This window comes from Chryseobacterium daecheongense (assembly GCF_003729955.1).
In the GTDB taxonomy this organism is placed as follows: domain Bacteria; phylum Bacteroidota; class Bacteroidia; order Flavobacteriales; family Weeksellaceae; genus Chryseobacterium; species Chryseobacterium daecheongense.
Genome location: NZ_RJTX01000002.1, coordinates 476,225 through 503,207, shown reverse-complemented (window position 1 = coordinate 503,207; position 26,983 = coordinate 476,225). Strand labels below are relative to the sequence as shown.

At 35.1% G+C, this 26,983-nt stretch carries 25 protein-coding genes; 6 read left to right on the top strand and 19 right to left on the bottom strand.

The genetic code is table 11. The features are described from left to right. Positions 1 to 392: 392 nt before the first annotated feature. Together EGI05_RS10790 and EGI05_RS10785 are read right to left on the bottom strand one after the other, a co-directional pair. On the bottom strand, positions 393 to 989 hold the full coding sequence (locus EGI05_RS10790) for a malonic semialdehyde reductase (RefSeq protein ID WP_123263052.1): 597 nt from the start codon (positions 987 to 989) through the stop codon (positions 393 to 395). A 504-nt stretch (positions 990 to 1,493) separates the two neighbouring features. Further along, a complete protein-coding gene (locus EGI05_RS10785; RefSeq protein ID WP_123263051.1) occupies positions 1,494 to 2,006 on the bottom strand; it encodes a YceI family protein in 513 nt (170 codons plus the stop codon). A 204-nt stretch (positions 2,007 to 2,210) separates the two neighbouring features. On the opposite strand from EGI05_RS10785, the gene EGI05_RS10780 reads away from it, so the two are divergent. Further along, positions 2,211 to 2,801 (top strand): Crp/Fnr family transcriptional regulator, encoded by a 591-nt coding sequence (locus EGI05_RS10780; RefSeq protein WP_123263050.1) that lies wholly within the window; start codon positions 2,211 to 2,213, stop codon positions 2,799 to 2,801. A 527-nt stretch (positions 2,802 to 3,328) separates the two neighbouring features. Here EGI05_RS10780 and EGI05_RS18100 read toward each other — a convergent pair. From EGI05_RS18100 to EGI05_RS10745, 7 genes are all read right to left on the bottom strand, one after another. After that, the gene (locus EGI05_RS18100; protein ID WP_228428593.1) at positions 3,329 to 3,469 is read right to left on the bottom strand and encodes a ferritin-like domain-containing protein; all 141 of its coding nucleotides are present in this window, start codon (positions 3,467 to 3,469) and stop codon (positions 3,329 to 3,331) included. Positions 3,470 to 3,536: 67 nt separating this feature from the next. Then, a complete protein-coding gene (locus tag EGI05_RS10770; RefSeq protein WP_134197430.1) occupies positions 3,537 to 4,094 on the bottom strand; it encodes a hypothetical protein in 558 nt (185 codons plus the stop codon). A gap of 50 nt (positions 4,095 to 4,144) precedes the next feature. Continuing rightward, positions 4,145 to 10,978 (bottom strand): RHS repeat-associated core domain-containing protein, encoded by a 6,834-nt coding sequence (locus EGI05_RS10765; RefSeq protein WP_123263048.1) that lies wholly within the window; start codon positions 10,976 to 10,978, stop codon positions 4,145 to 4,147. Positions 10,979 to 11,054: 76 nt separating this feature from the next. Next, positions 11,055 to 11,549 carry a hypothetical protein gene (locus tag EGI05_RS10760; RefSeq protein ID WP_123263047.1) on the bottom strand — a complete coding sequence of 165 codons (495 nt, stop codon included), beginning with the start codon at positions 11,547 to 11,549 and terminating at the stop codon, positions 11,055 to 11,057. A 318-nt stretch (positions 11,550 to 11,867) separates the two neighbouring features. Continuing rightward, positions 11,868 to 12,686, bottom strand: coding sequence for a ferritin-like domain-containing protein (locus EGI05_RS10755; protein ID WP_123263046.1), 819 nt, complete (start codon positions 12,684 to 12,686; stop codon positions 11,868 to 11,870). Between the two features lie 24 nt (positions 12,687 to 12,710). Beyond that, complete coding sequence (locus EGI05_RS10750; protein ID WP_123263045.1) at positions 12,711 to 13,418, bottom strand: ferritin-like domain-containing protein; 708 nt, start codon at positions 13,416 to 13,418, stop codon at positions 12,711 to 12,713. Positions 13,419 to 13,512: 94 nt separating this feature from the next. Next, entirely contained in the window at positions 13,513 to 14,082 is a 570-nt protein-coding gene (locus tag EGI05_RS10745) for a fasciclin domain-containing protein (protein ID WP_123263044.1), read from the bottom strand. 380 nt (positions 14,083 to 14,462) lie between these two features. Here EGI05_RS10745 and EGI05_RS10740 point away from each other — a divergent pair, with 380 nt between their 5' ends. Together EGI05_RS10740 and EGI05_RS10735 are read left to right on the top strand one after the other, a co-directional pair. Next, on the top strand, positions 14,463 to 14,939 hold the full coding sequence (locus EGI05_RS10740; protein WP_123263043.1) for an RNA polymerase sigma factor: 477 nt from the start codon (positions 14,463 to 14,465) through the stop codon (positions 14,937 to 14,939). A gap of 3 nt (positions 14,940 to 14,942) precedes the next feature. After that, positions 14,943 to 15,749 carry an anti-sigma factor gene (locus EGI05_RS10735; RefSeq protein WP_123263042.1) on the top strand — a complete coding sequence of 269 codons (807 nt, stop codon included), beginning with the start codon at positions 14,943 to 14,945 and terminating at the stop codon, positions 15,747 to 15,749. A 1-nt stretch (position 15,750) separates the two neighbouring features. Here EGI05_RS10735 and EGI05_RS10730 read toward each other — a convergent pair whose 3' ends face one another. The 10 genes from EGI05_RS10730 to queG form a co-directional block, all read right to left on the bottom strand. Then, positions 15,751 to 17,043, bottom strand: coding sequence for a cryptochrome/photolyase family protein (locus EGI05_RS10730; RefSeq protein WP_123263041.1), 1,293 nt, complete (start codon positions 17,041 to 17,043; stop codon positions 15,751 to 15,753). Further along, complete coding sequence (locus EGI05_RS10725; protein ID WP_123263040.1) at positions 17,027 to 17,722, bottom strand: lycopene cyclase domain-containing protein; 696 nt, start codon at positions 17,720 to 17,722, stop codon at positions 17,027 to 17,029. Before EGI05_RS10725 ends, EGI05_RS10730 begins: the two co-directional genes overlap by 17 nt. Before the next feature lie 2 nt (positions 17,723 to 17,724). Next, positions 17,725 to 18,183 carry a sterol desaturase family protein gene (locus tag EGI05_RS10720; protein ID WP_123263039.1) on the bottom strand — a complete coding sequence of 153 codons (459 nt, stop codon included), beginning with the start codon at positions 18,181 to 18,183 and terminating at the stop codon, positions 17,725 to 17,727. After that, positions 18,180 to 18,650, bottom strand: coding sequence for an SRPBCC family protein (locus EGI05_RS10715; protein WP_123263038.1), 471 nt, complete (start codon positions 18,648 to 18,650; stop codon positions 18,180 to 18,182). The genes EGI05_RS10720 and EGI05_RS10715 overlap by 4 nt, the downstream gene beginning before the upstream one ends. 21 nt (positions 18,651 to 18,671) lie before the next feature. Further along, positions 18,672 to 19,508 (bottom strand): phytoene/squalene synthase family protein, encoded by an 837-nt coding sequence (locus tag EGI05_RS10710; protein WP_123263037.1) that lies wholly within the window; start codon positions 19,506 to 19,508, stop codon positions 18,672 to 18,674. 3 nt (positions 19,509 to 19,511) lie between these two features. Beyond that, entirely contained in the window at positions 19,512 to 20,981 is a 1,470-nt protein-coding gene (locus tag EGI05_RS10705) for a phytoene desaturase family protein (RefSeq protein WP_123263036.1), read from the bottom strand. 4 nt (positions 20,982 to 20,985) lie between these two features. Further along, positions 20,986 to 21,663 carry a MarR family winged helix-turn-helix transcriptional regulator gene (locus tag EGI05_RS10700; RefSeq protein WP_123263035.1) on the bottom strand — a complete coding sequence of 226 codons (678 nt, stop codon included), beginning with the start codon at positions 21,661 to 21,663 and terminating at the stop codon, positions 20,986 to 20,988. A gap of 130 nt (positions 21,664 to 21,793) precedes the next feature. Further along, positions 21,794 to 22,303: a murein L,D-transpeptidase catalytic domain-containing protein gene (locus EGI05_RS10695; RefSeq protein ID WP_228428592.1), complete on the bottom strand. Its 510-nt coding sequence runs from the start codon at positions 22,301 to 22,303 to the stop codon at positions 21,794 to 21,796. A gap of 140 nt (positions 22,304 to 22,443) precedes the next feature. After that, positions 22,444 to 23,121, bottom strand: a complete 678-nt coding sequence (locus EGI05_RS10690) for a TIGR02117 family protein (RefSeq protein WP_394337983.1) — start codon at positions 23,119 to 23,121, stop codon at positions 22,444 to 22,446. A gap of 374 nt (positions 23,122 to 23,495) precedes the next feature. Then, entirely contained in the window at positions 23,496 to 24,437 is a 942-nt protein-coding gene (gene queG, locus EGI05_RS10685) for a tRNA epoxyqueuosine(34) reductase QueG (RefSeq protein ID WP_123263033.1), read from the bottom strand. Between the two features lie 124 nt (positions 24,438 to 24,561). Here queG and EGI05_RS10680 point away from each other — a divergent pair, with 124 nt between their 5' ends. The 3 genes from EGI05_RS10680 (at position 24,562) to EGI05_RS10670 (ending at position 26,892) form a co-directional block, all read left to right on the top strand. After that, positions 24,562 to 25,791 carry an outer membrane beta-barrel protein gene (locus tag EGI05_RS10680; protein ID WP_166668343.1) on the top strand — a complete coding sequence of 410 codons (1,230 nt, stop codon included), beginning with the start codon at positions 24,562 to 24,564 and terminating at the stop codon, positions 25,789 to 25,791. Positions 25,792 to 25,943: 152 nt separating this feature from the next. Next, positions 25,944 to 26,243, top strand: coding sequence for a rhodanese-like domain-containing protein (locus EGI05_RS10675; RefSeq protein ID WP_123263031.1), 300 nt, complete (start codon positions 25,944 to 25,946; stop codon positions 26,241 to 26,243). Between the two features lie 31 nt (positions 26,244 to 26,274). After that, positions 26,275 to 26,892, top strand: a complete 618-nt coding sequence (locus EGI05_RS10670; RefSeq protein ID WP_123263386.1) for an HD domain-containing protein — start codon at positions 26,275 to 26,277, stop codon at positions 26,890 to 26,892. Positions 26,893 to 26,983 lie beyond the last annotated feature (91 nt).

Genomic DNA, 26,983 nt, shown 5'->3' with positions numbered 1-26,983 from the left:
GCTCATCTTTAAATCAGTATTATTAATACTAAAGTAAGCAACAGTAGTGGATTATCAGTTATTTAAAATTCGGTGAAAAGACAATTTCTTCCTTGGTCGGAATTTCTTCTAATAAATGATTTGAGTAGAGTCCTGTAGAGCTCACAAGACAGGATTATAATTTTACTAAAATTTGTGAAATTCTTTCCAAGTCTCCCACCAAATGTTTCGATACCTCTTCGGTTATGGGTACAAATGAAAAATGGCGCCAACTGAAGACAGTTGGCGCCATTTTATTTTTTTAGCGACTCAATACACATAATTTTTTTGATATTTTGTTCTTAATTATTCGTTCCGAATAATTTTATTTTCAATAAATTCAGAATATCCTTGAAAATCTAAAGTTTTAAATATTACTCGAAACGACAAGCTTTATCGAATGTCAGTCTTGGGTCACGTGAATACAATCTTGAATCATCACCATATCCAATCGTGCAGATAAAGTTTGTTTTCCAAGAATTCTCTTTAAAAAACGTTTCATCAATAATATCATTGTGAAAGCCCGACATCGGACAAACATCAAGTCCCATTCCACGAGCTGCAATCATCAGATAAGCACCCGTTAAAGAACTACTTCTGTATGCGATAGACTCTGCAAAAGCTACATCATTTTCAAACATTCCTTTAACATCCATACGGGGAAAAAGTCGTGGAGCTTCTTTCCAAAACAGTGGGTCCTGTGCGATGATTGCTGTTACAGGTGCCGATTGCACCTGCCCTAAATTACTTCCCATACCTTCCAGAGCCGGATATAATTTTCTTTTACCTTCCTCGCTTCTTACAAATACAATTCGGGCGGGCTGGAGATTACCGCTGGTTGGTCCGTATTTTATGATTTCGTAAAGGGATTTCAAATCTTCGTCCCTTACCGGTTTCTTCGTCCAATGATGATGAGACCTTGCCTCCGTAAAAAGCTGATTAAAGACTTCTTTAGAAAGAGATTTTCGCATTGTGATGTTTTTTATATTGTTTATAACGCAAAATTATGCTTAGCCTTCTTCAGAAATTGTTGACATTTGATAACAATGAAAACTTAGAAATACCAATTAAATCGGAAAAACGCCTTTCTTACTTTTAAAAAACCTACTGAAAGTCTGGATGTTGTCATAACCAGTTCGTAGCCAATTTCCTTAATGGATAAATTGGAATAACTAATCTGTTTCCTTGCGTTCATCATAATCTTGTCATGAGTGATATTCAGCGGGGCGTGTTCCGAAACAAGGGAGAATAAATTAGATAGTGTTTTAGGATATTCTCACTGATAAAATCAACATTTTTTTAGCAATGACTGAAGCATATCCTGTTGCAAAATATCGGTTTTCTACATTTCTGAACAGAAAAGTTCCCAGAAAATTTCGAATTCCCTCACCGTAGTCCCATCTGATGTCACTTATACAGAGAACAAAAGCCTTTGAAATCTCAAAGGCTTTTTTGTTGTTCGCAAATCATCTTTCTTATTGCTGTTTTACAAACTGTAATTCACCAGCCAATTTCACTTCATCGCTTACCATTACTCCTCCACCTTCTAGTGCGGCATGCCAAGTAAGTCCGAAATCTTTTCTGTTGATTTTTCCTTCGAACGAAAACCCTGCTCTGGTATTTCCGTAAGGGTCTGTTTTGATTCCATTGAAATCTACATCAAGAATAACTGGTTTCGTAATTCCATTGATGGTAAGATTTCCCGTCACATCGTCACTCAGCGCAGAGGCTTCGAAAGTGATTGTAGGATAAACTCCCACGTTAAAAAAGTCAGCAGATTTCAGGTGATTGTCTCTATCTGTATTGTACGTAGAGATAGAATCTGCCTGGATGGTTGCCAATGTTTTTACTTTTGCAAAAGTATCATCTTCCGCTTCGAGCTGTACATCAAAATTTGTGAAATTTCCTTTGACATTAGAGATCATCATATGTCTTACTTTGAAAGTTAATTCACTGTGTGTCGGGTCCAGGTTCCATTTTGTTGCCATTGTATAATATTTTAAATGTTATTTATACTGCAAATTTATTGGGTCCGTCGACCGGAAACTGTTGATATTTGATAATAAATATATTGTGGCGAAATAATTCAACATTTGATTTTGATATTTGGTTTAACAATTTTAACAATCATTTTTAGTGCCCAAATTATTTTCATTAAATTCGTAAATCAAGAAATTAGCTTAGCATCTCACATGAATATCAATCAAGACAGTTTTTTTATTCTTTTCAATTATATCGAAGCACACAGCTCTTCAACATTAACTTCTGAAGACAAAGAATTTATAAGAGAGTTATTTGTTTATAAAAAAATTGGCAGAAAACAGTTTTTTCTGAAGCAGGGAGAAATCTGCAAATACTGTGGTTTTATCATTAACGGTTCAATGAAACAATATTCTGTGGACGACTTAGGCAAAGAAAATGTCATCAATCTTTATCTGGAAAACTGGTGGGTTGCAGACCGTGAAAGTCTGTTGGGTTCAAAAGCGACTATTTATAATATTGAAGCTTGTGAGGATACTGAAATATTGATGATTTCACAAGAAGGTATCAAAGAAATGACAAAAGTTCCGGCTCTAAACGAACTGACAAAACGATTGGATATGAATCACGGCATAGCAATGCAAAACCGCATCAATAATGCGATAAGCCTTCCTGCAGTTGAGCGTTACAATAATCTTTTTAAGACTCATCCTTTATTTTTGCAAAGATTTCCGCAGCATCTTATTGCATCGTATCTGGGAATTACAAAAGAAACTTTGAGCCGTATCCGGAAACAAAAATAGATTAGGACAAAATTGTATAAAAAAATGAGGTTATTAAACATTTCTGAAGAAAAATGGATTCAATAATTCTTGTTTAATTTGGCTCAACCGAACCAAATCATCAATAAAATTGTTTGAAAATACGCTTGAAATGTTTTGGGATTGTAACATTTATATTTTTGGACTTTAAAAGAACAATACTCTGTTTTTCCTGAGACAACTTATCCATATAATAGCTGACTTTCATTTTTTAAAGAAGTACAATCGTTTTCTTTTTTACTCTGACAGTTAAATAAAAAACAGTCAGTAATAAATGTAATCTAAATATTTTTATCATGGTCTAATTGCATTAGTCTTTCTTATGTTAACATTAAAATTAAATCTATAAGCTTTATCTATATTTGTTGAACCTAAAGTAACATTTACTCGAAGATTACTCAGTTGTGGATTGTACTGGCATCATTACCAGTCAGGATCTCATCAAAAGCTGCAGAGCCAGCTGCTGCTCCAAAAGTATTACAGCCCCGTTTGCGAGTTCTATCCAACCTTTATTGGCTCTCTCTCTGTACCTGTGAAGCATGTCTGGCTTCAACGGAATGGATCTGCAAAGCAGCCTCTAGAACCACTTTATTAAACATTACATTTCCTGCTTGCCCTTTATATGCATCTACATCCTTGATATCCAACAATTGTCTGAAGAAGATTTTTGTTTCAATAATATCTAAAACAATAGTTCCCGCCGATTGGCGGGAACTATCATTTTAAATCATTTATTTTTTTTATATCTGAATCATAGAATTTCCATTCATTTTCTTTAAATAATATGTATTTAAGAGAATCTATTTTAATACCCTTATAATTCAATCTATTAAACTCAAAAACTTCATTATAATAAATATGATTCTTTTTGTCATATTTAATTTCATTTTCAATTTTCTGTTTTTGAATCCCGTTTTCTACAATTACCTTTGTAATATAGTTTCTACTGGAAGAAAAATGTGGACTATACTCTTTAATCATTTGATTTCCATAGTGAACTTCTTTGTATTTGTATAAAATATTGAGCTTCACTTTGATTTTATCATCAATTGGAGAAAGGTTCATATAATAAACAACCGAACAGCCTGTTCCACATCTTCCATTATAAAAATATTCCCAGTGATTATTATTTCTCTTAACAATACTATCTTTACCATAATAACTTCCTATATTCTTAATACTATCAATAATTATATCATTTTTAGTTAAGAATAATGTTGATCTTCTGCCTATCTCGTCAAATTTAGTGTAAAATTTAAATTCGTTAGACTTCACTTTGCAACTATATATAAATAAATAGGCAAAAGCTATTAAGATGATTTTTTTTATGGCCATTTTTTATTAGGATCTGCGTATTTAAAGAAAGTTGTTTGTCCTATCTCAGCTGTAATTACATAAGCTCCACGATTATATGCTCTCCAATTAAAACCTATATCACTTTGATTTTTTTGCCATGTTGCATTCCAAATATATGCTCCATTTGTTATACCTGGTTTTAAATGCCACCAATTAGATAATGCTGAAGAAGCTCCCAAATATCTAGAATAATAAATATGATCTGATCTCATATGCAGCAAATCAGAAAATTTCATATCCATTATCTTATTATAAATTGTTCCACCAATAGCATCATATTGACCTGCACCACCAATTTTTTTAATGAACCCTCCTGTCAAATCCGCTTTCTTATGATCCAATCTATTCAAAATTACTTCTCCAATTCCCTGAGCTTCAGAAATATTATTCGAAGCTTCACCTATAACCGTAGCATAATATTCCTGTAGCCCTTGATAATCATAGGTTTTTCCATTAATAGTGAACTCTTTCTTTTGGAATGAACTATGCAGCGAGTGATTTAACCCAGAAACTATAGCTCCCACAACAGCTCCCTGCCAGAAGTTCCCTCCTGCTAGTTCGGAAGAAACACCTCCAACAACACCACCGATTGCCATGGATGCTCCTAACGATTTAGTGACAGATGGCGCAATCTCAGTAATTCCACTCATTACCCCACTGGTTACAAAACCTGTTATGGCTGCCATACCTGCCGCCGATAAATCGGCTCCCTGCATTAATGATAAAGTACCCTGCGCAACCCCATGGGCTGTTGCCTGCAGAAATGCAGAACCCACTTTTCCGATGTTGGCGGCAAACTGTGTTGCGGCACCTGCCGTTGTGGTAAATACACTTCCAATCCCATACGTTACTGCACCGGAAAGAGCTCCAAAAAATTCAGCTTTAAAGTATCCTAGTAATGTAAACTTCTGACCTGTAATGATTGTATTCAAAATATAACTTGCTGTACCAACCATCGCTCCAATTACAATAGCAGCCACAAAACCTTCCGTGATTCCAAAAATATACTCTCCACTCGGATCATTAAATAAAAGCGGATTATTCATTACATACCCATACTTATTATAATTTTGGGTGTTATATGGGTCTTGTATATTTTCATCTGCATTCAGGAACCTTCTCAACAGAGGATCATACAATCTTCCGTTCATATGAATAATCCCTACTTCCAAGAAATGCTCATGACTTGTATAACCACGATCCAATAATAAATTAGCTCCATTAATCAATGCCTTATCTGTTACTATTGCTCCATTTGCTAACTGCAGGTGGGTAAAATTTCCCCAAGCATCAAAATGTCTTTGTTCTAATTTATTACCTGCTTCATCACTTATGGCTAAAATACTTCCTAAATAATCTTTATGCAAGAATTTATATGATCCCGAAGTTTCATTATAATTTTTTACATAAATAATATTACTGTCATATGGCGAACCTCCAATATATAAAATATGTTTCTCTAAACCAGTCACATTATCTCTGGTAATCTCCATACTTCCGTCTTCATTATAGAACTTGGTAAACCTTCCGTTCTGATTGGCATTAAAATTACCGCCATAAGTCACTCTTTGTCTCATAGAGGTTAATCCGTACTGGAAAGCCACATCTCCTTTTACACCGTCAATATAAATAGGATCATTATTTTCATTATAGTATACTTGCTGTACTACATCATTTGCATAATTTCCTACTCCGGCCTGGTTAAGATCAATGCTGCTTGGCTGATAAACCTTACCGCTGTTTTCATATTTTATCTGTCCAACCTGATCATTATATGTAATTCTACCTTTAGCATCATAAGTATTTCCGGAGTTTATACCTGTTCTAGGGTTGGTCCAGTTTATCAAACGATTATTATTATCATACGCAAAGTTTTCCAGGATATTAAAATCTCCACCTGTTGTCCTACTGCTAAGTTCATTTTTTATAGCATCAAATGAATAAGTTATTTGAAGAATATTTGGTTTTGCTGTAGACGAATGATTAATACTGTTTAAAAATCCATTACTATCATAACCATTGGTAATAGTTGAAGCTCCTAAAATCGACTGAAGTTCCTGTCCTCTGGCGTTTGTACCTTGCAACTCCCATAATATCGAGTTATTGGTTTTATTTTTCACCTGATAGAACTCCCCATTCCAAGGATGATATGTATTCTCAATATCTACAGATGTATTTATTCCAGATGATGAAATGGTTCTCTTATATGATTTTAGTCTCGACTTATCATCATAAACAAAGTTATTTTGAGTATATGTCTTACCATTATTTTCTTCTACCTTTAGTTTTAGTCTTCCATAAGTATCATATTCCACCGTTGAACTGTATGGCTTTCCATTTGCATTTCCGGTAACCGAAATATTTCTTCCAAGACCATCATATGCAAAACTGATGGTTTTATTGGTACTCACTCCGTCTGATGAGTTTTCAGTTTGAGTAATAAGCTGTCCCAAGCTATTATACACATACTGTTTAATACCCTTCGGACTGGTAACTTTTTTCAGTTTCCCTAAACCATCATACTCGTATTTGTATTTTCCATTGGAAGGATCATCAAATTCAGACTTTCTTCCCCATAAGTCAAATTTTGTTGTGACAACATTTCCGTTATAAGTAGCTTTAATCTGTTCGCTTGCGGCATTGTAATTAAATTGAATAGATCCACCTGCATCCGTAGATGAGGTAATATTCCCCAATGCATCACTAATTTTTGAGCTAGTCCTTGAGTATCCATTAACCTCCTTTATGACAGTTGTTAAACCGGTAACCGAAGTTTCTGTTTTTTTACCCTTGAATGATGTTGCCGTAACTTTTGCCGGGAAAAAAGTATCATCGTACGACATTGTGTTCCATTGGGTTGCACTTTGCCCTTCATAGTATGGTTCACTTTCTGATATTTTCCTTCCCATAGGATCATACTTTATTTCCGCAGAAACATATTTTCCCTGGCCGAAAGCTTTTGTTGTTGACTTATATTTCTGCCCAATTACATTGGTATAGGTAATATTTTCATTGCCATCCGGTGTCGTTTCTTTTACTTTGGTCCCGGCATTGGAAGAAAGTTTTTCATACGTATAGTTAGTAGTTCCTGATAAATTCGATGTTACACTCAGAATTTTCCCCCAACCATCGTAGATTGTTGTTACCGTATTGTTTAAAGGATCTGTTTGAGTAAGTATCTGCCCTAAATTATTATAAATAAAATTAGTTTGCAGCCCTAAATTATCAGTCTTTTTTATAATAAACCTTCCTTTAGGATCATATTCTGCCTGTGTTGTTGAAGTTTGTGAATCTATACTATTGGAAACAACTTTTTGATTGACATTTCCAAAATCATCATAAGAATACGTTTCCTGTATGTAACCGGTATTATTCCTGTTCCATTTCTTGGAAGTTTTAATGAGATTACTTTCGTAAGTAAATTCCTCTTTATCTGATTTTGTGTCACTATAAGCCTGGGTAATGCTGCTCTTAGCTTTTATTCGCCCAATATAATAATCTGGTCCTGTGCCCGATGGATTATTATAATATTCATGATTAGTAGTGGAGACTCCATATCCATTATTTACATTGGAAACGGATTGGCTAGGCAAATAATATTCACCATATTCTACCGTATTCATTGTTAGAGTCCCTGTTAAAAAGTCTTTTAATCTTGATGATTTGATAAGGGAAGCTGTGACAATCTTTGGCTTATCAACATCTGGAACGGTAGTTACAACTTGTCCATTAAGCAATTTATCTATTTGATAAGTAAATGATTTGTAACTTAATAGTTCCGTATTGGTTTCTGATAAATTAGCTGGGAAAATTTTATTTTCATCTTCTGTTTTAATCGTCCATTCCTTAATTGGAACAGATTCATTGAGCGGATTAAATTCAGTACCAGACCAAATTTTGGTATTACCATAACCTGAAGCATACCAGGAAGATTTGGCAAATTGTCTAAAACCAATGATACCTCTACCATGGAAGTTAGAAAGAATACCTCTATATCTAAAATCCTGAGTCAAAAATCCGTTCGGAAAGAATTGTGTAAGTTGATAAACAACTGATGAAAGTGGTACTTTTTCAAGCTCTATAAATGGATATGGCTCTGTTTGAACAGGCTTATAAAAAGAACTATCCGGAAGAGTCCATATTTCTCTATATTCAATATTGGTAGTAACTCCACCTTGCTGAATCTGTCCGATCCTTGATAGTCTCGGTAAAAATGTATAATTATAGTGAAGTACATAATTTTGATCACATTCAGCCCCTTGGCAATCTGTCGGTTTACCTGTCAGTATAATTTGCTGGTTGGTTCTGTTTAAAGTTAATGTACTAAATGGAATAACCTTTTCTGCATAGGATTTTAGCCAATACTTTGTTCGGAAAAAATTAATATCACTATTAGTTTGGATAGGGCTACTGTTGTCTACATTAAAGGTTTGTGGAATATTTACCCCGGGAAAAGGACTGAAAGTAGGATTATATACGATACTTTGATTTATAGCACCTGTTAATTTATTGGTAGAATAAACTGCCACACTTACATTTGTCCATTCCTGATCTCTGTGAGCATTCCATTCATGATCTTGAAACAATACGTTTGACACAAGAATGTCTGATTTCCCATCTGCATCAATATCACTGGTCTGATATTGGAACATTCTTACCAGTCCATAGCTACAACCACTTTCATAGAAGGTATTATGTATATTATTAGTTAATACATCCGCTTCAGCCTGATAAAAGATGAAATTATTGATGTAAGATTTAATGAAGTTTTTTCCGTTTGAAACATACAAATCCCAATTATAAGATTTGTTAGCCTGAGGCACCAAAATATCTGTTTTAGAATCACCATTGAAATCTCCAAAAAGCATTCCCGTATAAACGGTTCCTACAAAATTTTGCCCGGCAAAATTCCCAACGGAATTAGTGGAATAGTTAAGCGCTAAATCTCTTTTTATATTGAGGACTTTACTAAAAGTGGAATTTGTCTGAATAATAACTTCCTGTATCCCATCTCCGTTAAAATCGGCAAACTTAAGAGAGTTCCCTGCTCCTGTACCCATTTCAAAATTATACACACTTTGAGGAACAGGTATGTTTTGATCCAAATCAACCAAAACATACGAATAATCGATTTTAAAGGTTTGACCCGGAAGTATATTTTCAGGTTCAGGCTGTTGTTCAATATAGCCGTATTCCGTATTTGAACTGTCTGTACCCGGTGCCGGAGTATATGTATAAGAACCTTCAGGATCTGTTAACTCAACAGGTTCCAAATTTGGCAAATCACCAGACGGAGTTCTAGAAACAGTGCCAAAACCGGTACCTGGATCTAATCCTCCTGATCCACAGATCCTGCTGGACTGGAATTTCATAAGCAACTCTGAAATTCCATCTCCATTAAAATCGTAACTTACAGCTTCTCTAAGAACAATTGAAGGAGTATTACAAAAATCCAGTTCATCATCCAAAAACGGCAGAGGCGTATAAGAATCATATTCTATAGTTTTTGAATACTCAAATTCTAAAGTGTTATTCTGAAGATTCACAGAATATACCCGAAATTCGTAATCTTTTTTAAAAGCTACGCTTGTTGCTTTTGGAACAGGTATAACGAGACCACCTTTATTGGGGACATAGTTATTTTTCTTAAAAGTAACAGGAACAGCATTTTTAAAATCATTTGCTGAAAATTTGGAGGAGTCATATTGCAGAGAAACAGTCCCAGTATTTGCATATACCGAATGTCTGAAATTAATTACACCCGGTGATACGAATTCAATAAAATCGGCAATTCCGTCAAGATTGAAATCACCATACTTTCTTGTGTTAAAATTTGTGATATTATAAGAGTATGAAGTTTCCTCTGAACCTGTCTGATTAGCTGTATACAAAACAGTAATAGGATTTGCCGCCTCATTCTCGGAATTATACTCCGTAATTTTATTGAGGAACTGATAGCTTGTTCCAATGTCAAGATAATCAATTACAAACTTCTTAAATTGCTGCTGATTGGTAAGCACGGTTACCGATTTTAGAATACTTCTTTGAACATGGAGTATTCCTTGATGATAAGCTGTTTCCTTTTGGCTTCTATCTATATAATCAAAATTTATGGTATTGAAATGCGGTTTATTTATATTTTCATTTCCACCCCATTTTATCGTTTTTATTAAAGTAACATTATCATTTGTAATTTTGTCCTGGTCATATTCATACGAGATATAATTACCTTTCACGTCCTTCCATTTTACAATGTTATATTGTAAATCTGTTGAAGCTCCCGGTAAATTGGGTAATGAACCGTACCATGCCTGTGAACCGTCTTCGAAGTTGACCTCCCAATATAATGGACCGCTCCAAGGTTTCCCCGTAATACTTCCATAGGATTTAATTTTGAGGTTTGAATATTTTTCTGTTACATATTCTGCACCATCCTGACCATATACACCTGACTTTAAAATTAATCTTTGTCCATTGAAAGTGTATAAATCTGTAAGGTCATTTTGAATTCCCCTAACTTCATTATCTTTTTCTATATTCTTGCTTACCCTTGATATCCCCGTTATCCCTCCGATATTCCAACCATAGCCGGCAACACCGTTTCCAGAGCCGGAAATATAATTTAAATTTATTTGTGGAGCTACGTCTTTTACTCCGGGCGGTAAAGGTATAGGCAAGGTAAACGATACCTGACCACCGCTATTAACCTCTATATTTCCTTTGGTATCATGAAAGCTGTTTCCGGTTTGTGAATAATGGAAAACAGAAAACAGCAGCACAATGAAAAGAGCTATTTTTTTCATATATTAGTTTTAATGAAGTAGTATTATTTTTAGTAATATGTAGTAATGAAAAAGGATACTATGATAACAGTATCATCTAATATTTGGTAATATTTTTACTGAATCGTCTTCCATCTTTCAGAGTGAATGTAAGAATATATACTCCCATATATTGTTTGGTCATATTGATTTTGATTGTCTTGTCAAGCGTAGGAATTTTCTTACTTTGAAAAACCCAATGAACTGTATTTTGTTCATAAAGCCCAACTTCAGAAATCAAATCTTTTACCGAATCATTCCATTCAATGGTAAGATAATCTTTTACGGGAACCGGATAAATTCTGATATTATTCCAAAAATCTTTTTCTTCCATTGCGAATGATGAATTTTCAGGACTCGTTTGTACAACGGTTTCGGTATTTTGAGAAGAATCAGCAACGGCTGAGCGAGACAACATTCCGTCTCCTCTGAAAACCTGGTTTCCGGATTCATCATACTGGAAATAAATTGGATAGGTTGGCGGAGGGATAATTTGACTCAATGCCCAATTGCTTAGAGAAATAGCAATAACAGATAATATCAGTTTATTCATGGATTAAGTTTTGACAAAAATATAAAACATTTTTTAATATATCAACTTGTAGTGATTATTTTTCATATTCATTAATATCATTTCAACAAAGCTTTTGTTATTTCTAATTTAAACTATAATAATACTGTATAATATTCCTGAAATAGTTCTGTTTTACTTTGTCTGAAAAATTATGCCGTAAACCTCTGATTAGTTCAGAGGCTTTTTAGCTAAGACATTTAATAAAGTCGTTACTTTTTGAATACTTTCTATTAAAAATATCAGATAAATAAAAATCTCCTCCGAAACGGAGGAGATCACACTACCACTATACTGCCTCTATACAATAAATAAAGAGGCTATTGTACTGGCATCATTACCGGTCAGTATCTCATCAAAAGCCGCAGAGCCAGCTGCTGCTCCAAAAGTATTGGACGTATTGTATCCTGCCTGATTGATATTATCTTCACCTGCATATACAGGGTTGGTAGCTGCAGGCATATTCCCCCCGTTTGCAAGTTCTATCCAACCTTTATTGGCCCTCATTCTCCGTACCTGCGATGCGTGTCTGGCTTCAACAGAATGGATCTGTAAAGCAGCCTGTAGAACCACTTTATTAGATATTACATTTCCCGCCTGTCCTTTATACGCACGTACTCCGGTATCTTCAAAAGCCTGGGCAAGGATCAGAAACTGATTATAATCTGTAAAAGGAGAAAAATTTCCGTTGGCGGTAAAATCAAAAGTAGGTTTAGTTCCAGGAGTTACTCCCAGGGAAGTCAAAGTACTTTTCAGGAAATTTACATGGGCAGATTCATGCTTGGAAATCTGCATAAACACAGGTCTGTCTGCATTAGGAATAAGTCCGGAAGCTGAGAGTCCCATACTATAATACTCATTTTCCAAATATTCAAGTACCAGTGCTAATTGCAGTGCATCCGTTAAAACTGTTTTAAAAAAAGTAGTCCCGGTATTCTGTCTTTGTAAAGCCTCCTCTTTTGGCGTTGCAGACATCATTGTCCCCAGTCCTAAAGGCACTGAGGCCACAGCTGCTTTTTTTCCCATGGAAGACATATTCGTAATGGCATCTAATCTTGACGCTTCTGTCGTGAAAAATTTATCGTTAGAAAGCTTATCCAGTAATTTAAGAATGTTCATAATAATAGATTTTAAAGTGAATAATTAACCAATTCCTCTTTCTTTCCATGTGAAAGGCGTTTTAATAAACCCTCCCGCTGCCATTACGATATCCTTAGGCTCTTTAGCCAGATCCAGTCCGTTGGCATCTATAACATCATCTCCGGAAAAGTCAGTAGACCCTGGATTAATGATATTCCTGATAGCAGCAGCATGTCTTGCTTCCACAGAAACTATTTTTCCTGCAATTACCAGATAATCTGAATTTGAAATATATTTCCCGGCACCATTGTAGGCTGCTACACCTGTATCTTCCAATGCTTTCGCAGTGGCCAGAACTGAATTCCTATCATTAAAATTCACATTGGGATACTGAAACTCAAGCTTTGGCAGTACATTCGTGGTTGCCGCACCAATTGCCGCCTTAAAGAAATCCCGATGAATGACCTCATGATGATATAGATCTGTAAAGAGCTCTTTTTCAACGGAAGAAATCCCCGTATAAAAATTGTTCACTACTTTCGTATAAAAGTCTGCTTCCAGCTGCTCCAAGGCATAAGCATAATTAAGAACCCCCACATCACCTTGTCCCAGATCAAAGACGTTATTATCCATAATCTGAAAATCATCATCATCACATCCTACGAGCGCCAATCCGGCCATAGCCAGTCCGATACCGCTAAGCTTTAAAAAGTTTCTTCTTCCGGTATCCAGGGTGGCACCCTGATTAGAAACACTGATTATTTTTCTCATAATAGTTATTTTTAAGTGTTTGATTATTTACAGGTTGTTCAGATTTAAAACAAACAGCATAAAAATTATGCTGTTCGGGAAAACTAAATAAACACTATGGCATTAAAACCGTATCTATCACATGAATAACACCATTGGACTGATTTACATCAGCAATAGTTACTTTTGCACTATTACCTTTCGCATCCTTTACGTAAAGGTCTTTTCCTTTAGTCCAGAATGTAAGCTCTTCACCTTCCACCGTTTTCATCATGCTCTTTCCATTACCCGCTTTTACAGCTGCCCATATTTCTTTAGCACTGAGTTTTCCGGGTAGTACATGATAAGTAAGTATTTGGGTTAGCATTTCTTTATTTTCAGGCTTTACGAGAGTTTCCACGGTACCTTTCGGCAGCTTTGCAAAGGCTGCATCTGTTGGAGCAAGCACCGTAAATGGCCCGGATCCCTGTAATGTTTCTACTAATCCGGCAGCTTTTACAGCTGCAACAAGAGTTTTGTGATCTTTTGAATTTACTGCGTTTTCAATAATATTCTTAGATGGATACATGGCAGCTCCGCCTACCATTACTGTTTTTTCTTTCGTCATCTGTGCATTTACCTCCCCGCTGAATGCTAAAAATAGAAATGAGATTCCTAAAATTGTAATCTTTGATTTTGTGTTCATTGTACTGTTTTTTTAGTTAGTATTATTTGATCTGACTGTTATTAGCATTTACGAGAGCGGATTTATTTTAGATTTCAAAAAAGCAATATTATTCATAACTAACTAAAAATCAATTGATTATTTTCACAATTACAATTTCCATGTTAAAAAGCTTCATTTTTTCAAACAAACCTGGACAAAACTGTAATTACATTTTTACAATTGATTTACCGTATTTACTGTTTATTAAATAACTAATCAAGATTATCATTGATATTGTTCATCATATAGTTTATTTTATTACATTTGAAACTGAAAAAACATCCATTATTAAGACAAAATATTCAGAAGAGGAACTCATCGTTTTATTAAGAGAAAGAAACGAAGCTGGTTTTCATCATTTGTATGACCACTATTCTGGTGCGTTGTATGGTGTCATCTTACGAATTGTACAGTCTAAAGAATATACTGAAGAGGTTATTCAGGATGTTTTTGTGAAAATCTGGAACTCAGTCCATCAATATGACAGCAGCAAAGGAAGATTTTATACATGGATGATCAATATTGCAAGAAATACTGCGATAGATTATTTAAAATCAAAAGCTTTTCAAAATGAGCTTAAAAACCAACCTCTTCCAGATTTCGTATATAACACTGCCGAACTTTCAACTTCGAATACAACCTCTGATTTCATTGGATTTAATAACGTGATCGAAAGTCTCGAAACAGATAAACAGGAACTTATTAATTTAGCCTATTATCAAGGATATACGCAGAACGAAATTTCAGAAAAGCTGAAAATACCCCTGGGAACTGTAAAAACGAAGATGCGGAATGCATTAATGAAATTAAAGGATTTATTAAAAGATTATCAATAAGAATTGAACACAAAAGAATACATATCATCCGGAATTATAGAATCTTATATTCTAGGTCTTGCTTCTCCTGAAGAGGCAGGGATTTTGGAGTGTGTGATAAAAAATAATGCTGAGGTAAGAGCCGCTTTTGAGGAGGCACAAAAAACACTTGAAGATCTGGCCTCTGCACAAGCCGTGACACCGCCGGATCATTTAAAATCCAAGATCTGGAACAAAATACAGCAGGAACAGACTCCTGCTGAAATAAAACCTATACCATCGGCAGATATTCCGGATATCAAAAAATCAGAAGTAAAAATTCAGTCCAACAATAACTGGAAAACATACGCTATTGCCGCTTCTGCCTTGTTTTTAATAAGCATAGCCGGGAACTTATTCTGGATGAACAGCCAATCTGAAACCAGAAAGGAAATCACCAGACTTGAATCTGAAAAACGAACTCAAGATATCGCCCTGCAAAATATACAGCAAAAATGGAAAATGCTTTCTAATCCTGATATGAAGATGGTGAAACTAAAAGGAGTAGAAAAGCATCCTGATTCCAAAGCGATGGTTTTCTGGGACAGCAATACCAAAGAAGTGTATCTAAATGCGGAAAATCTTCCCAAAGCTCCTCCGGGAATGCAGTATCAACTTTGGGCCATTGCAGATGGAAAGCCCATAAGCGCAGGGATGTATACTGAAGAAAAAGACAGTAAAATTGCTCTTTCTCAGATATCCAATGCCCAGGCTTTTGCCATCACTCTTGAAAAGCAAGGCGGAAGCCAGGTTCCTACGATGGAAAATATGTATGTAATGGGTGAAATCTGATTTACTCCATAAGCGCTTTTTTATACATTATAAGAACTCTTTCTCTGGCCATTTTATGGTCTACCATAGGCAATATATTGTAATCCTTTGGCAGCCATTTTTTTACATATGCCAGATCTTTATCGAATTTTTTCGTCTGTTCTTCAGGATTAAATATTCTGAAATAAGGTGCTGCGTCACACCCACATCCTGCCACCCATTGCCAGTTCCCGTTATTGGCAGCCAGATCATAATCCAGCAGTTTCTCTGCAAAATAAGCTTCCCCCCATCGCCAGTCTATAAGCAGGTGTTTGGTAAGAAAGCTGGCTACAATCATTCTCACACGGTTATGCATGAAGCCTGTTTTGTTGAGCTGTCTCATCCCGGCATCTACAATTGGGTAACCTGTATTTCCAGTACACCATAATGCAAATTCCTTTTCATTATTTCTCCATTCTATATGTTCATACTGCTTTTTAAAGCAATGATGAACGACGTAAGGAAAATGAAACAGGATCTGCATAAAAAATTCCCGCCAGATGAGTTCATTCAGCCATATTTCATTATGGTGTATAGCGAATTGCACACATTTCCTTACTGAGATAGTTCCGAAGCGAAGCGCAATTCCTAAGTGCGTTGTATGATCCATTGCCGGGAAATCCCTGTACTGGTCATAAGAATCTATAATTTCCTTATCCAAAACAGGACGCTTGTATTGTATTTCCGTTTTCTCAAATCCGATTTGCTTCAGACTCAGAATCTCTTCAGGAGAATTCACAGAAAGAAAGTTATCCTTCTCAGCCGTGTAATACTGAATTTTAGTTTCCATAAGTTTCTCTTCCCACTTTTTGGAGTAGGGTGTAAATACAGTATAGGGTGAGCCGTCGTTTTTCAGGATGTCATTTTTTTCAAAGATCACCTGATCTTTATAATCTTTGAACTTTATATTTTTTTGCTTAAGAAATTCAGCTACAGCTTTATCTCTTTCTATAGCCTGAGGTTCATAATCTCTATTACAAAAAACAGTGTCCACATCATATTCAGTGATTAATTTTTTGAATACCTCCAAAGGCTTTCCATAATAGGTAAAGAGTCCGCTATTATATGTTTTTAATTGCTGATGAATCTCGGTCAGCACCTGATGAATATAATCCACTCTTTTGTCTGAACGGTCATTCAGCTTATCCAGAATATCGGTATCAAAGATAAAAATGGCCATTACTTTATTTCCGGAATGTAAAGCATGGTGCAATCCGGCATTATCTTCAATTCTGAGGTCCCTGCGAAACCAAAAAATATTAATCTTGCTGCTCATCCTTTTTAAATTTTTGAAATAAATAAAGGTTCCATAAGATCATTTCATATCCGTAAACAGTATCTTCCAGAGGAATCGTAAGAAACCTGATTCCCATGAAATCATTAGGATTGTAATTAACAATAGGAGATTCCAGCCCTGTTCCGGTAAGTATACCATTGACTCCTATAAAGCCGGGCATCAATATGAGATAAATAAAAGATGCTTTCCCAATCCATCGGGCTTTCAATATGAAATATAAAACAAACATACTTAGCCCCGTGGTTAAAAAAGTAATGAAAGTGTATATTTTATCTTCATTGTACATTGCAATACACAATGCCAATATAATACTCAGTACTACAAATATTTTTTCAGGAAAAGGTTTCCAGTCCAGACGGAAAAACTTATCCAGACCATAATAGGTGAATACACACGCAAACGGGATACAGACAAAGAACATAATCTCTTCAATGGGAAGCTCGAGGATTTTCACCCCTAATACATACTTTTCGTTAAACCACCATACCCCCATTCCCGTAAACCATGCATCCCAAAGAACAAAGATGCTTCCTACCAGAAAAGCCGCTAAAAAAAATGCCCTGAAGTGTCTGTTGAATTGTATTTTCGGATGAAATGAAAATACAAAACAGATAATCACCGTAAAGAAATTGATCAAAAGATAGGTATACTGAAGCATTCTTACGATTTATTTTTATTGAAATACATTTTAAAATACTTTATCGGCACCCATAGAAACCCGAAACATTCCCCTTTTTCCTTTCCGGTATGTTTATGATGCTGCTTATGTGCCCTTCTGATGGCCAGTAAATAGGGATTTTGTGTATCACGGAGAATTTTCAACCTTTGATGAATGAAAATATCATGTACAAAAAAATAAGCCATCCCATACAGTGCGATTCCGATTGCGATATAGAAATAAAAATTAAATCCCTGAACAGTACCATAATACATAAGAGCTATCGTAGGAACAGCAAAAATGACAAAGAAATAATCATTTTTTTCCATTGGTCCGTCGTTGCTGTGATCATGATGATCCTTATGAAGCATCCATAGAAAGCCGTGCATCACATATTTATGGATAAGCCAGGTGGCTCCTTCCATCGCGAAGAATGTGCTTATGACGATCAGGAAATTCATGAGCTTTGCTTTTGATTAAATAATTCTTCCAGCACTTTATAACGATAACCAAAAATGTGGTCAAGCTTTTTTTTGACAAACAGACTGTGAGCAATATCTCCCAAAAATCCGAATGGCAGTTCATAATCAACGGTATCTCTCATCAAAACACCCTGCTCATTAGGTATGAATTCATGAAAATGGTTCCATAATTTATAGGGTCCTTTCTTCTGAAAATCCGTAAAACTTTTATGAAAAACCACCTGGGTAATTTCTGTTTTCCAGTCCAGCTTGATTCCGAGTAAGGGAGATACATGATAGTCAATGATCATCCCCTCATAAATTTCATCATTTTCCATTGGGGTGAGAACGATGAAATTCATATCCTTCGGGGTAATTTCAGACAGATTGTTAGCGGAAGAGAAAAATTTCCAGGCTGTGTCTATATCACAATTGAGGTGCTGTTCTCTGAAAAGTCTGTATACCATTATTCTGTTTTTTCAGATTATTTATAAAAGTGATATTTTATACTGTAAATAGCTGCTCATCATCAAAGATATTTTCTTCCCATTAGAAATTCTGATCCGCTGATTGATAATCTTACTGGCAGAAGTTTTTTTAATTTTCCTGAAAAGCGAAACGTAATACTGATACGCCAGATACACTCCGAATTTTGATGAATTCGGCAACATCTTGATCCCTTCCAGAGCTTCTTTAAATTCCGTTTCTATTTCTTTTTCAATCTCTGATTTTACGGTATTATCAAAATAAGAGATATCAACATTGGGGAAATAGTTGCGCCCAAGAACCTGATAATCATCCTTCATATCTCTCAGAAAGTTAACCTTTTGAAAAGCAGATCCTAATTTCATTGCATAAGGCTTAAGTTTTTCAAAATCAGCAGTATTTCCTTCCACAAATACCTGCAAGCACATCAGGCCCACCACTTCTGCCGATCCCAGAATATATTCTTTATACAGTTCTGAATTGTAATCTATCTTATGGAGATCCATCTCCATGCTTTTGAGAAATTGCCTGATGAGACTGTGATCTATCTTATATTCATGCACTACTTCCTGAAATGACTGTAAGATAGGATTGAGAGAAATACCATCCTCCAATGCCTGAAAGGTTTCTTCTTTATATCTGTATAGAAGCCGTTCCTTGTCATGCTCATGAAAGCTGTCTACAATTTCATCGGCAAGACGAACATATCCATAAATGGCATAAATCGGATTTCTGATCTTAGGAGACAATGCCAGTATCCCTAAGGAAAAGCTGGTGCTGTAGAGCTTTGTGGTCTCTTTGCTGACTTTATAAGAAAGTTCATCAAATAATTTTTTCATAATTCAATTTTTACTGGTGGCTTCTCCGGCAGCTATTTTACCCGAAATAATGGAGGGCGGAACTCCGGGACCGGGAACAGTAAGCTGGCCTGTATAAAAAATGTTCTTTACTTTTTTATTTCTAAGCGATGGCTTTAGAACTGCAGTCTGGGCTAAAGTGTTGGCAAGACCGTAAGCATTTCCTTCATAAGCATTGTAATCTTCTTTAAAATCTTGAATACAATAGCTTTTCTTATATTCTATTTTTTCCTGTAATCCTACACTGCCTGTATGCTTTTCCAATCTTCCGATCATTTCACGGAAATATTGTTCTCTTATTTCTTCAGAGTCTTCTATTCCTGTAGCAACAGGCATTAGAAGAAATACATTCTCACCGTTTTGAGGCGCTACATCCGGATCTGTTTTTGAAGGACAGCATACATAAAATAAGGGTTGGGTGGGCCATTTTTTATCCTGATAGATTTCTTTTGTATGCAGTTCCAGGTCATTTTCAAAAAAAAGCGTATGATGCTTGAGGTTAGGAATTTTCTCCTTGAATCCCAAATAATAAATAAGACATGAGGGGGCAAAGGTCAGTTTTTTCCAATACTCAGGTTTATAATTCCTGTATTCTTCAGCCAGTAACTGAGTTTCGGTATGCTGATAATCCGATGAAGCAATAATCGCATCAAAATTCCAAACTTTTCCATTCACAACAAGAGAAGATGCCCTTCCTTTTTCAACAATAATTCGTTGGACATTGGATTTAAAATGAAAATGTACCCCGTTATTCACTCCGATCTGCTTCATAGCATCGATAATCCTGAAAAATCCTCCCATGGGATACCATGTTCCGAGTTTATATCCTCCATAATTCATCAGGCTGTATAAAGCCGGTATATCTTTAGGAGAAGCCCCCAGAAAAATAACGGGGAACTCCATCAACATGATCAGTTTCGGATGCTTAAAATATTTTCTGACAAAACGTTGGAAATTGGTAAGAAGATCCAGCTTGAAAGCACTTTTTGCAATGGTTGGAGAAACAAATTCCAGCCAGGAGTGACAGGGCTTATTCACAAAATCCTTCATTCCCACTTCATATTTGTACCGGGCATCTTTCATGAAATCATCCAGCCTTTTACCCGCTCCTTTTTCTGTTTTTTCAAACAATTCTGTCATTTCCTCATAATTGTGAGGAATAGGCATAGTACCATCAGAAAAGACCATTTCAAACTGAGGATCCAATGGGATCAATTCATAAAAGTCTGAGGCTTTTTTCCCAAAATCATTAAAAAAAGATTCAATAATATCCGGCATCCAATACCAGCTTGGCCCCATATCGAACAGATAGCCATTATCAGTTCTGAACTGCCTTGCTCTTCCGCCTGCAGTTTCATTCTTTTCAAAGACGTGAACTTCATATCCTTCTTTTGAGGAGTATGCTGCCGCAGATAAACCCGAAAATCCTGAACCTATGATGGCAATCTTTTTCATTTATTTAATTCTTTTGAAACGGATATTCTTTGTATACCTCATCGATAAGGCTTTTACTGTTAATATTCTCGCTGAATATTGGGTGATGGAACCTTTCAAGCTTATCCAGTATCCGGATAAGGCTCATTTTTTCAGAATAAGTAAGGTCTCCCGTAACGATATGAGTAGCTTTTCTGATCCTATCCATTTGCTGATCCAATGCAGCCAACCCTTCCGTTGTAATACTGATTACCTTTGTTCTTTTATCTGCGTCCGAATCCTTCTGCTCTACCCATCCCTGATTGATAAGCCTGTTAATAATGAGCATTCCCACAGGCTTGTCCTGAATATTCTTTTTAATAAGTTCCATTTTGGTCATCGCTCCCAATGCCTTAAGATTGATCAGATAGATAAAATCTTCCTGAGTGGCAAAATCCGAATCTGCAATGGCAGATTTTGAATAGGTCTTTGCATACCTGTTCAGATGTACCAATAAGGTATTGATAACACTTTCCGGAGACCTTCCATGTTCTTTTCCTTCCCAATAAGGCTCTTCCGGATGTACGTTTTCATCTTGTCTTTTCTGATCGGATATCCAAGATTTAAAACCTTCAATATCATCAGAATAAGCCTTTATTTCATTGTTGTCTGTTTCAAACTGTTCAAGCAATTGGATGACATCTTTTATGATTTGGAAACGCATAGGATAAAATATTAGTATACAAATATACTAATTAAATTAAAATAAAGAATATTAATATACTTTTATTTAAAAAAAATAAAACCTTCTCAATACAGAAAAGGTTTTATTTTTTATTATACCCGTATAAAAATTATTTATAAATCCACATGAGGATGGGCTTTTGGGAATTTTGAATCATAGGATCTATTTCCCGCATTGCATTATTGGAAATAGTAGGACAACCCCATCCTTCCGGTGAACCATTAGGATAAATTTCCTTATCGCTCATCAGATTCCACGAGTGGAAAACAATAAATCTTTTCAACGCATTGCTATTGGTTTCTTCAAGACCATGCATCAGATATTTCACATTAATCCCCCAATCACTGTATCCCCTTCCTTCTAATTTATATTTTCCTAATGAAGAAAGATGACTTCCATCTTCATTACTGAATTCCGGAGCATCCTTGGATTCATCTCTGCTCCAGGAATTGGAACCACATCCGTGGCCTACAAGATAGGTTTGGGAAATAGAGTCAGTTTTAAAATCCCAAACGATAAATCTCTTGACTCCTGAATGCAAGCTCATATCTATTAAAATACAGAAATCAGTATTAAAACCTTTGGATTTACAGAACGTCAAGGCTTCCTCTGATTTCATTCTTGTTTTAGATCTATCTATTTCAGGCTTATTTTTGGTAATGCTTTTTATAACTGTGGTATCAACTTTGTTTTTTGCCTCCCCGCTGCAGGACACTATAAACAGTAAAACAAAAATTATAGCAAAGCCTCTCATCGTATTTATTTATAATGCTGAAATATTCCGAAATCCGAAGGTGTCCAAAACGCTGCTTTTTGGCCGGCCGCCTTTAAAGCATCATTTGCCCATGTATTGCAAGTGTATAGGAAGCTGTATTTTCCTTTCGCATCATAAAAAGCGTCATTATCACTATATACCGCATCTGTAGGGATCAAAATGAAATTTCCATTCTGATCTTTGTCGAATTTAGCCTCTACGAATTGTATAAGATCCTTGTATTGTGCTCTGCTGATCATCACCATTTTACAATCACTTCCCTCTTTCATGGTTTTATAGTAGGTACAGTGCATAGCAGATTCACTTAGCCAGAAAGCGGCTTTAAATGCTGTTGAAAATTTAAGATCTGCCCAGGTTGGGGTATCCAGATAGAAGCCTTTATCTCCCCATCCTATCCCAATATAATTGTAGTCAGTTTGCCCGGAACGTACATTGGAAAAAGGGATTTTGGAACTCCAGTCCTGTAAGTCATTTTTTACCGGCATTACAATATCAGTATGAACTCCATTAGTATAAATATAAATAGGAATTTCTTTTTTCTGGTCACCTTCTTTTGCGCGAACCTCTATGAAAGGCAAAAAATATCCTAATAATGCATACAGAACTACAATTCCTACGATAACCCCCACTATTTTAAGGATATACATCAGTATCATTTTCACACTCATGTTTTTTTAATATAATTAATAAAAATTTAATCTTATTTTTTTCCAAAAGTATTTGTTTTTATCGGAAAAATGATTAAATTTAAGTACGAAATATATAATAAATATGCGTAAAAATTCAAAATCACAAAAAAGATTTAAAATAAGAGTAAAAATAGCTCCTAAAAGAATACAAAAAAGACGTTGATTTTCTGTGAGATTTTAATCTCCTGAAAGTCAATTTTTCTTTTTAGGAAAAGATTTTCAACACATTCTTATATATTTGAATCTTTACCTCTTTACAACAGAAATGTAAGGAATGGTCGATTACCCGCTTTAGTTTTGGAAAACACAATTTCCAGAAAAGTATTTATCCCCCTAAAATTAAGCCTTTATTGACCTGATGATTGTTCCAAAAATTCAATGTTTCTTTTCAACCCAGCAAATTTGGTTCTCTTTACAGGTGATTTTTTGAATATCTCAGAGAATAATTCTTGTGTCAACTCTTTCCATTCTCCTTTTTTGAAATTTTTAAGAAATGCATTGGGTGTAAATCTGCTTTGAAGATTAGGACTGGAAAAGCGATTCCAAGGGCAAACATCCTGGCAAATATCGCAACCGAACATCCAGTCTTCCATTTTATTTTTGAAATGTTCCGGGATTTCGTTTTTTAATTCTATCGTTGCATAAGAAATGCACTTGCTTCCATCAATAATTTTATCAGAAACAATAGCATCTGTAGGACAAGCCTCTATACATTTTCTGCAGGTTCCACAATGATCAGTAGTTTCATGATCCGGTATAAGTTCCAAATCACAAATGATTTCTGCTAAAAAATAAAATGATCCGCTTTGTTTAGTGATCAGATTCGCATTTTTCCCCACCCATCCTATTCCTGATTTTCTCGCCCAGCTTCTTTCCAGCACCGGTGCAGAATCTACAAAAACCCTAAAGCCAAAATCTCCGATCTCTTCCTGTAGTTCTGCCACCATTTCACAAAGGATTTCTTTGATGACTTCATGATAATCTTCTGCGTAGGCATATTTTGAGATCTTATAATTTTCAAGGGTTGAAATTTTCTCTTTCGGGAAATAATTATAGGAAAGAGAAATAACAGATTGGGAACCTTCAACCAATAACCTAGGATCAAGTCTTTTATCAAAATAATTTTCCATGTATTTCATTTCTCCATGAAAATTATTCTTCAACCAACTTTCCAGGTGTTGGGCATCTTCTTCTAAAAAATCCGCTTTGGAAATACCACAATCCTGAAATCCAAACTTTTTTGCTTTGGATTTAATAAGTTGCGAATATGTTGCGGCAATTGAATTCATGAGTTTACATTGCAAAACTAAGATTATTTTATAAATTTGCCGCCGTATTTTAAGTACGAATACTGTTACCCTTTATTCGCGTTAATTCTTACAAAATTTAGTTATAGAAAAAAATATTACCACCTTGAAAAAAATCAGTTTGCTGGCCGGTCTGCTTGTATTTGCTACGTACCAGAGCCAAATTAAGTTCGAAAACGGATATGTAATCAACAATTCAGGAGAGAAACAAGAAGTCCTGATTAAAAATTCGGAATGGAAAAATAATCCTAAAGAAATTGAATATAGACTATCCAATACATCTGAAGTAAAAAAAGAAAACACTAATAATATTAAAGAATTTGGAGTAGGCACTTACAGATTTGTTAGGGAAAAAGTGAAAATCGATCGTTCTTCTTTGAAACTGACAGATATTTCTGAAAAAAAAGAGCCTGAATTTCACGAAGAAACATTGCTTTTAAGATATTTGATCGATGGAAAGGCGGATTTGTTGTCTTATGAGCAAGATGATATCAGAAGGTTTTTTTATAGAGTTGACAATTCTGAAATTAAGCAATTAGTCTATAAAAACTATAATATAGGAAACGGAAACATTGCCTATAATGAAGAATATAAAGATCAGATTTCAGCTGATTTAAAATGTGGAATTACCGGAAATGAAATTGATAACGCGAAATATTCCAAAAAAGATTTTGTGAATATTTTCAGTAAGTTTAACGAATGTTCTGCTGGCTCCGCTGGTTCTGACATTAAAAACACAGATTATACCGCCCAAACTACTAAAAGAGACATCTTTAATGTAACAATCAGACCAGGAGTGAATTCATCTTCTCTTTCTATCGGGAATGATAATTTAAGAGTAAGAAACACAGATTTCGATTCTGAACTCAACTTTAGAATAGGAGTTGAATTCGAGTATATTTTTCCTTTCAACAAAAATAAATGGTCTGCTTTTGTTGAACCCACTTATCAGTCTTATAAATCAAGTAAAGAAGTTTCATTTGATGGTGGATTCAGCTCTATTTTAACTGCCACAAGATCCGTAGAGTATTCATCTATCGAAGTTCCTATAGGAATAAGACATTATTTTTTCCTGAATGATCAATCGAAGTTTTTTGTTGATTTCGCTTATGTAATTGATTTTTCTTCAAAGAAATCTCATATAGATTTGGAGTACGATAATCATCTGAATATATCTTCCGGAAACAACATTGCATTAGGAGTGGGATATAAATATAATGACCGTTTCAGTGCAGAGTTCAGATACCTGTCGCCAAGATCTTTCCTGGATGATTATGTATATTGGCAAAGTGAATATAAGACAATATCTCTTGTTCTAGGATATACTTTGTTTTAAATTTAAAATGCAAGCCATCTGAATAGATGGCTTTTTTATTTTCATAGTTTCTCTTTCACCTATCATTTAAAATATCTCTAGGAACTATTAAGAAGTCCGCAAAATTTTGCGTATTTTCGTTACTCTTATTCAAGACTAAAAAACAATTTATTATGTCGCTAACAGAAGTATTACAATCAGGAAATTATGAATTAATTGACGTTCGTGAACCTATGGAACTGGAAATGGACGGAAATATAGAAGGTGCTAAAAATATCCCTTTAGGTGAAGTGGAAGATAGAAAAGAGGAAATCCTTTCTATTGAAAAGCCTGTGATCTTATTCTGCCGAAGTGGAAACAGAAGCGGTAAGGCATTGGAATATCTCAACTCACAAGGATTAAAAGAAGGCTATAACGGCGGTGGCTGGGCTGAATTGAAAGCAACTTTGGAAGCAAATGGAGGAACTTTTTAGAAGTTCCTTTTTTTATCTCAAATTATTCAAAATGGATTTGAAAGAAAGGTTTTTACAGAATTGCCTGAAGTTTTCGGAAAACCGGGATCTCATAGAAAACTTATGGTTGAAAATCGAGAAAAAACATTCCGAAAAAGGAAGATTTTATCATAATCTTGATCATTTGGAAAATATGTTCTTGGAACTGGAAGCCGTAAAAGATCAAATCCTTAATTATACAGCTATTACTTTTTCTGTTTTTTACCATGATATCATCTATGACGCCACCTCTAGAGCCAATGAAGAGAAAAGTGCTGAATTTGCTGTTTCCAGGCTAGAAGAATTAAATACTGATCAGGCAATCATCAAAGAGGTTTTTGAGCAGATCCTTGCTACTAAAACACATCAAATCTCCAACCATCACGACACCAATTATCTTTTGGATGCCGATCTTTCTATCCTTGGAAAAGATCCGGAAACTTATATGGATTACACCAAAAAAATAAGAAAGGAATACTCTTTTTATCCTAATCTTTTATATAAACCCGGAAGGAAAAAAGTTCTCCAGCATTTTCTGGAACTGGAAAGTATCTTTAAAACAGACTATTTTAAATCAAAATACGAAAAACAGGCAAAAGAAAATATTCAATCTGAGCTTAACAACTTGTAAAACCAGGCTTCGGATAAAGTCTAATTGTGTGAATAAAACATAAACAGCTACTTATTTTTACGTTGATTATTCGAAATAAATCACCATAAAA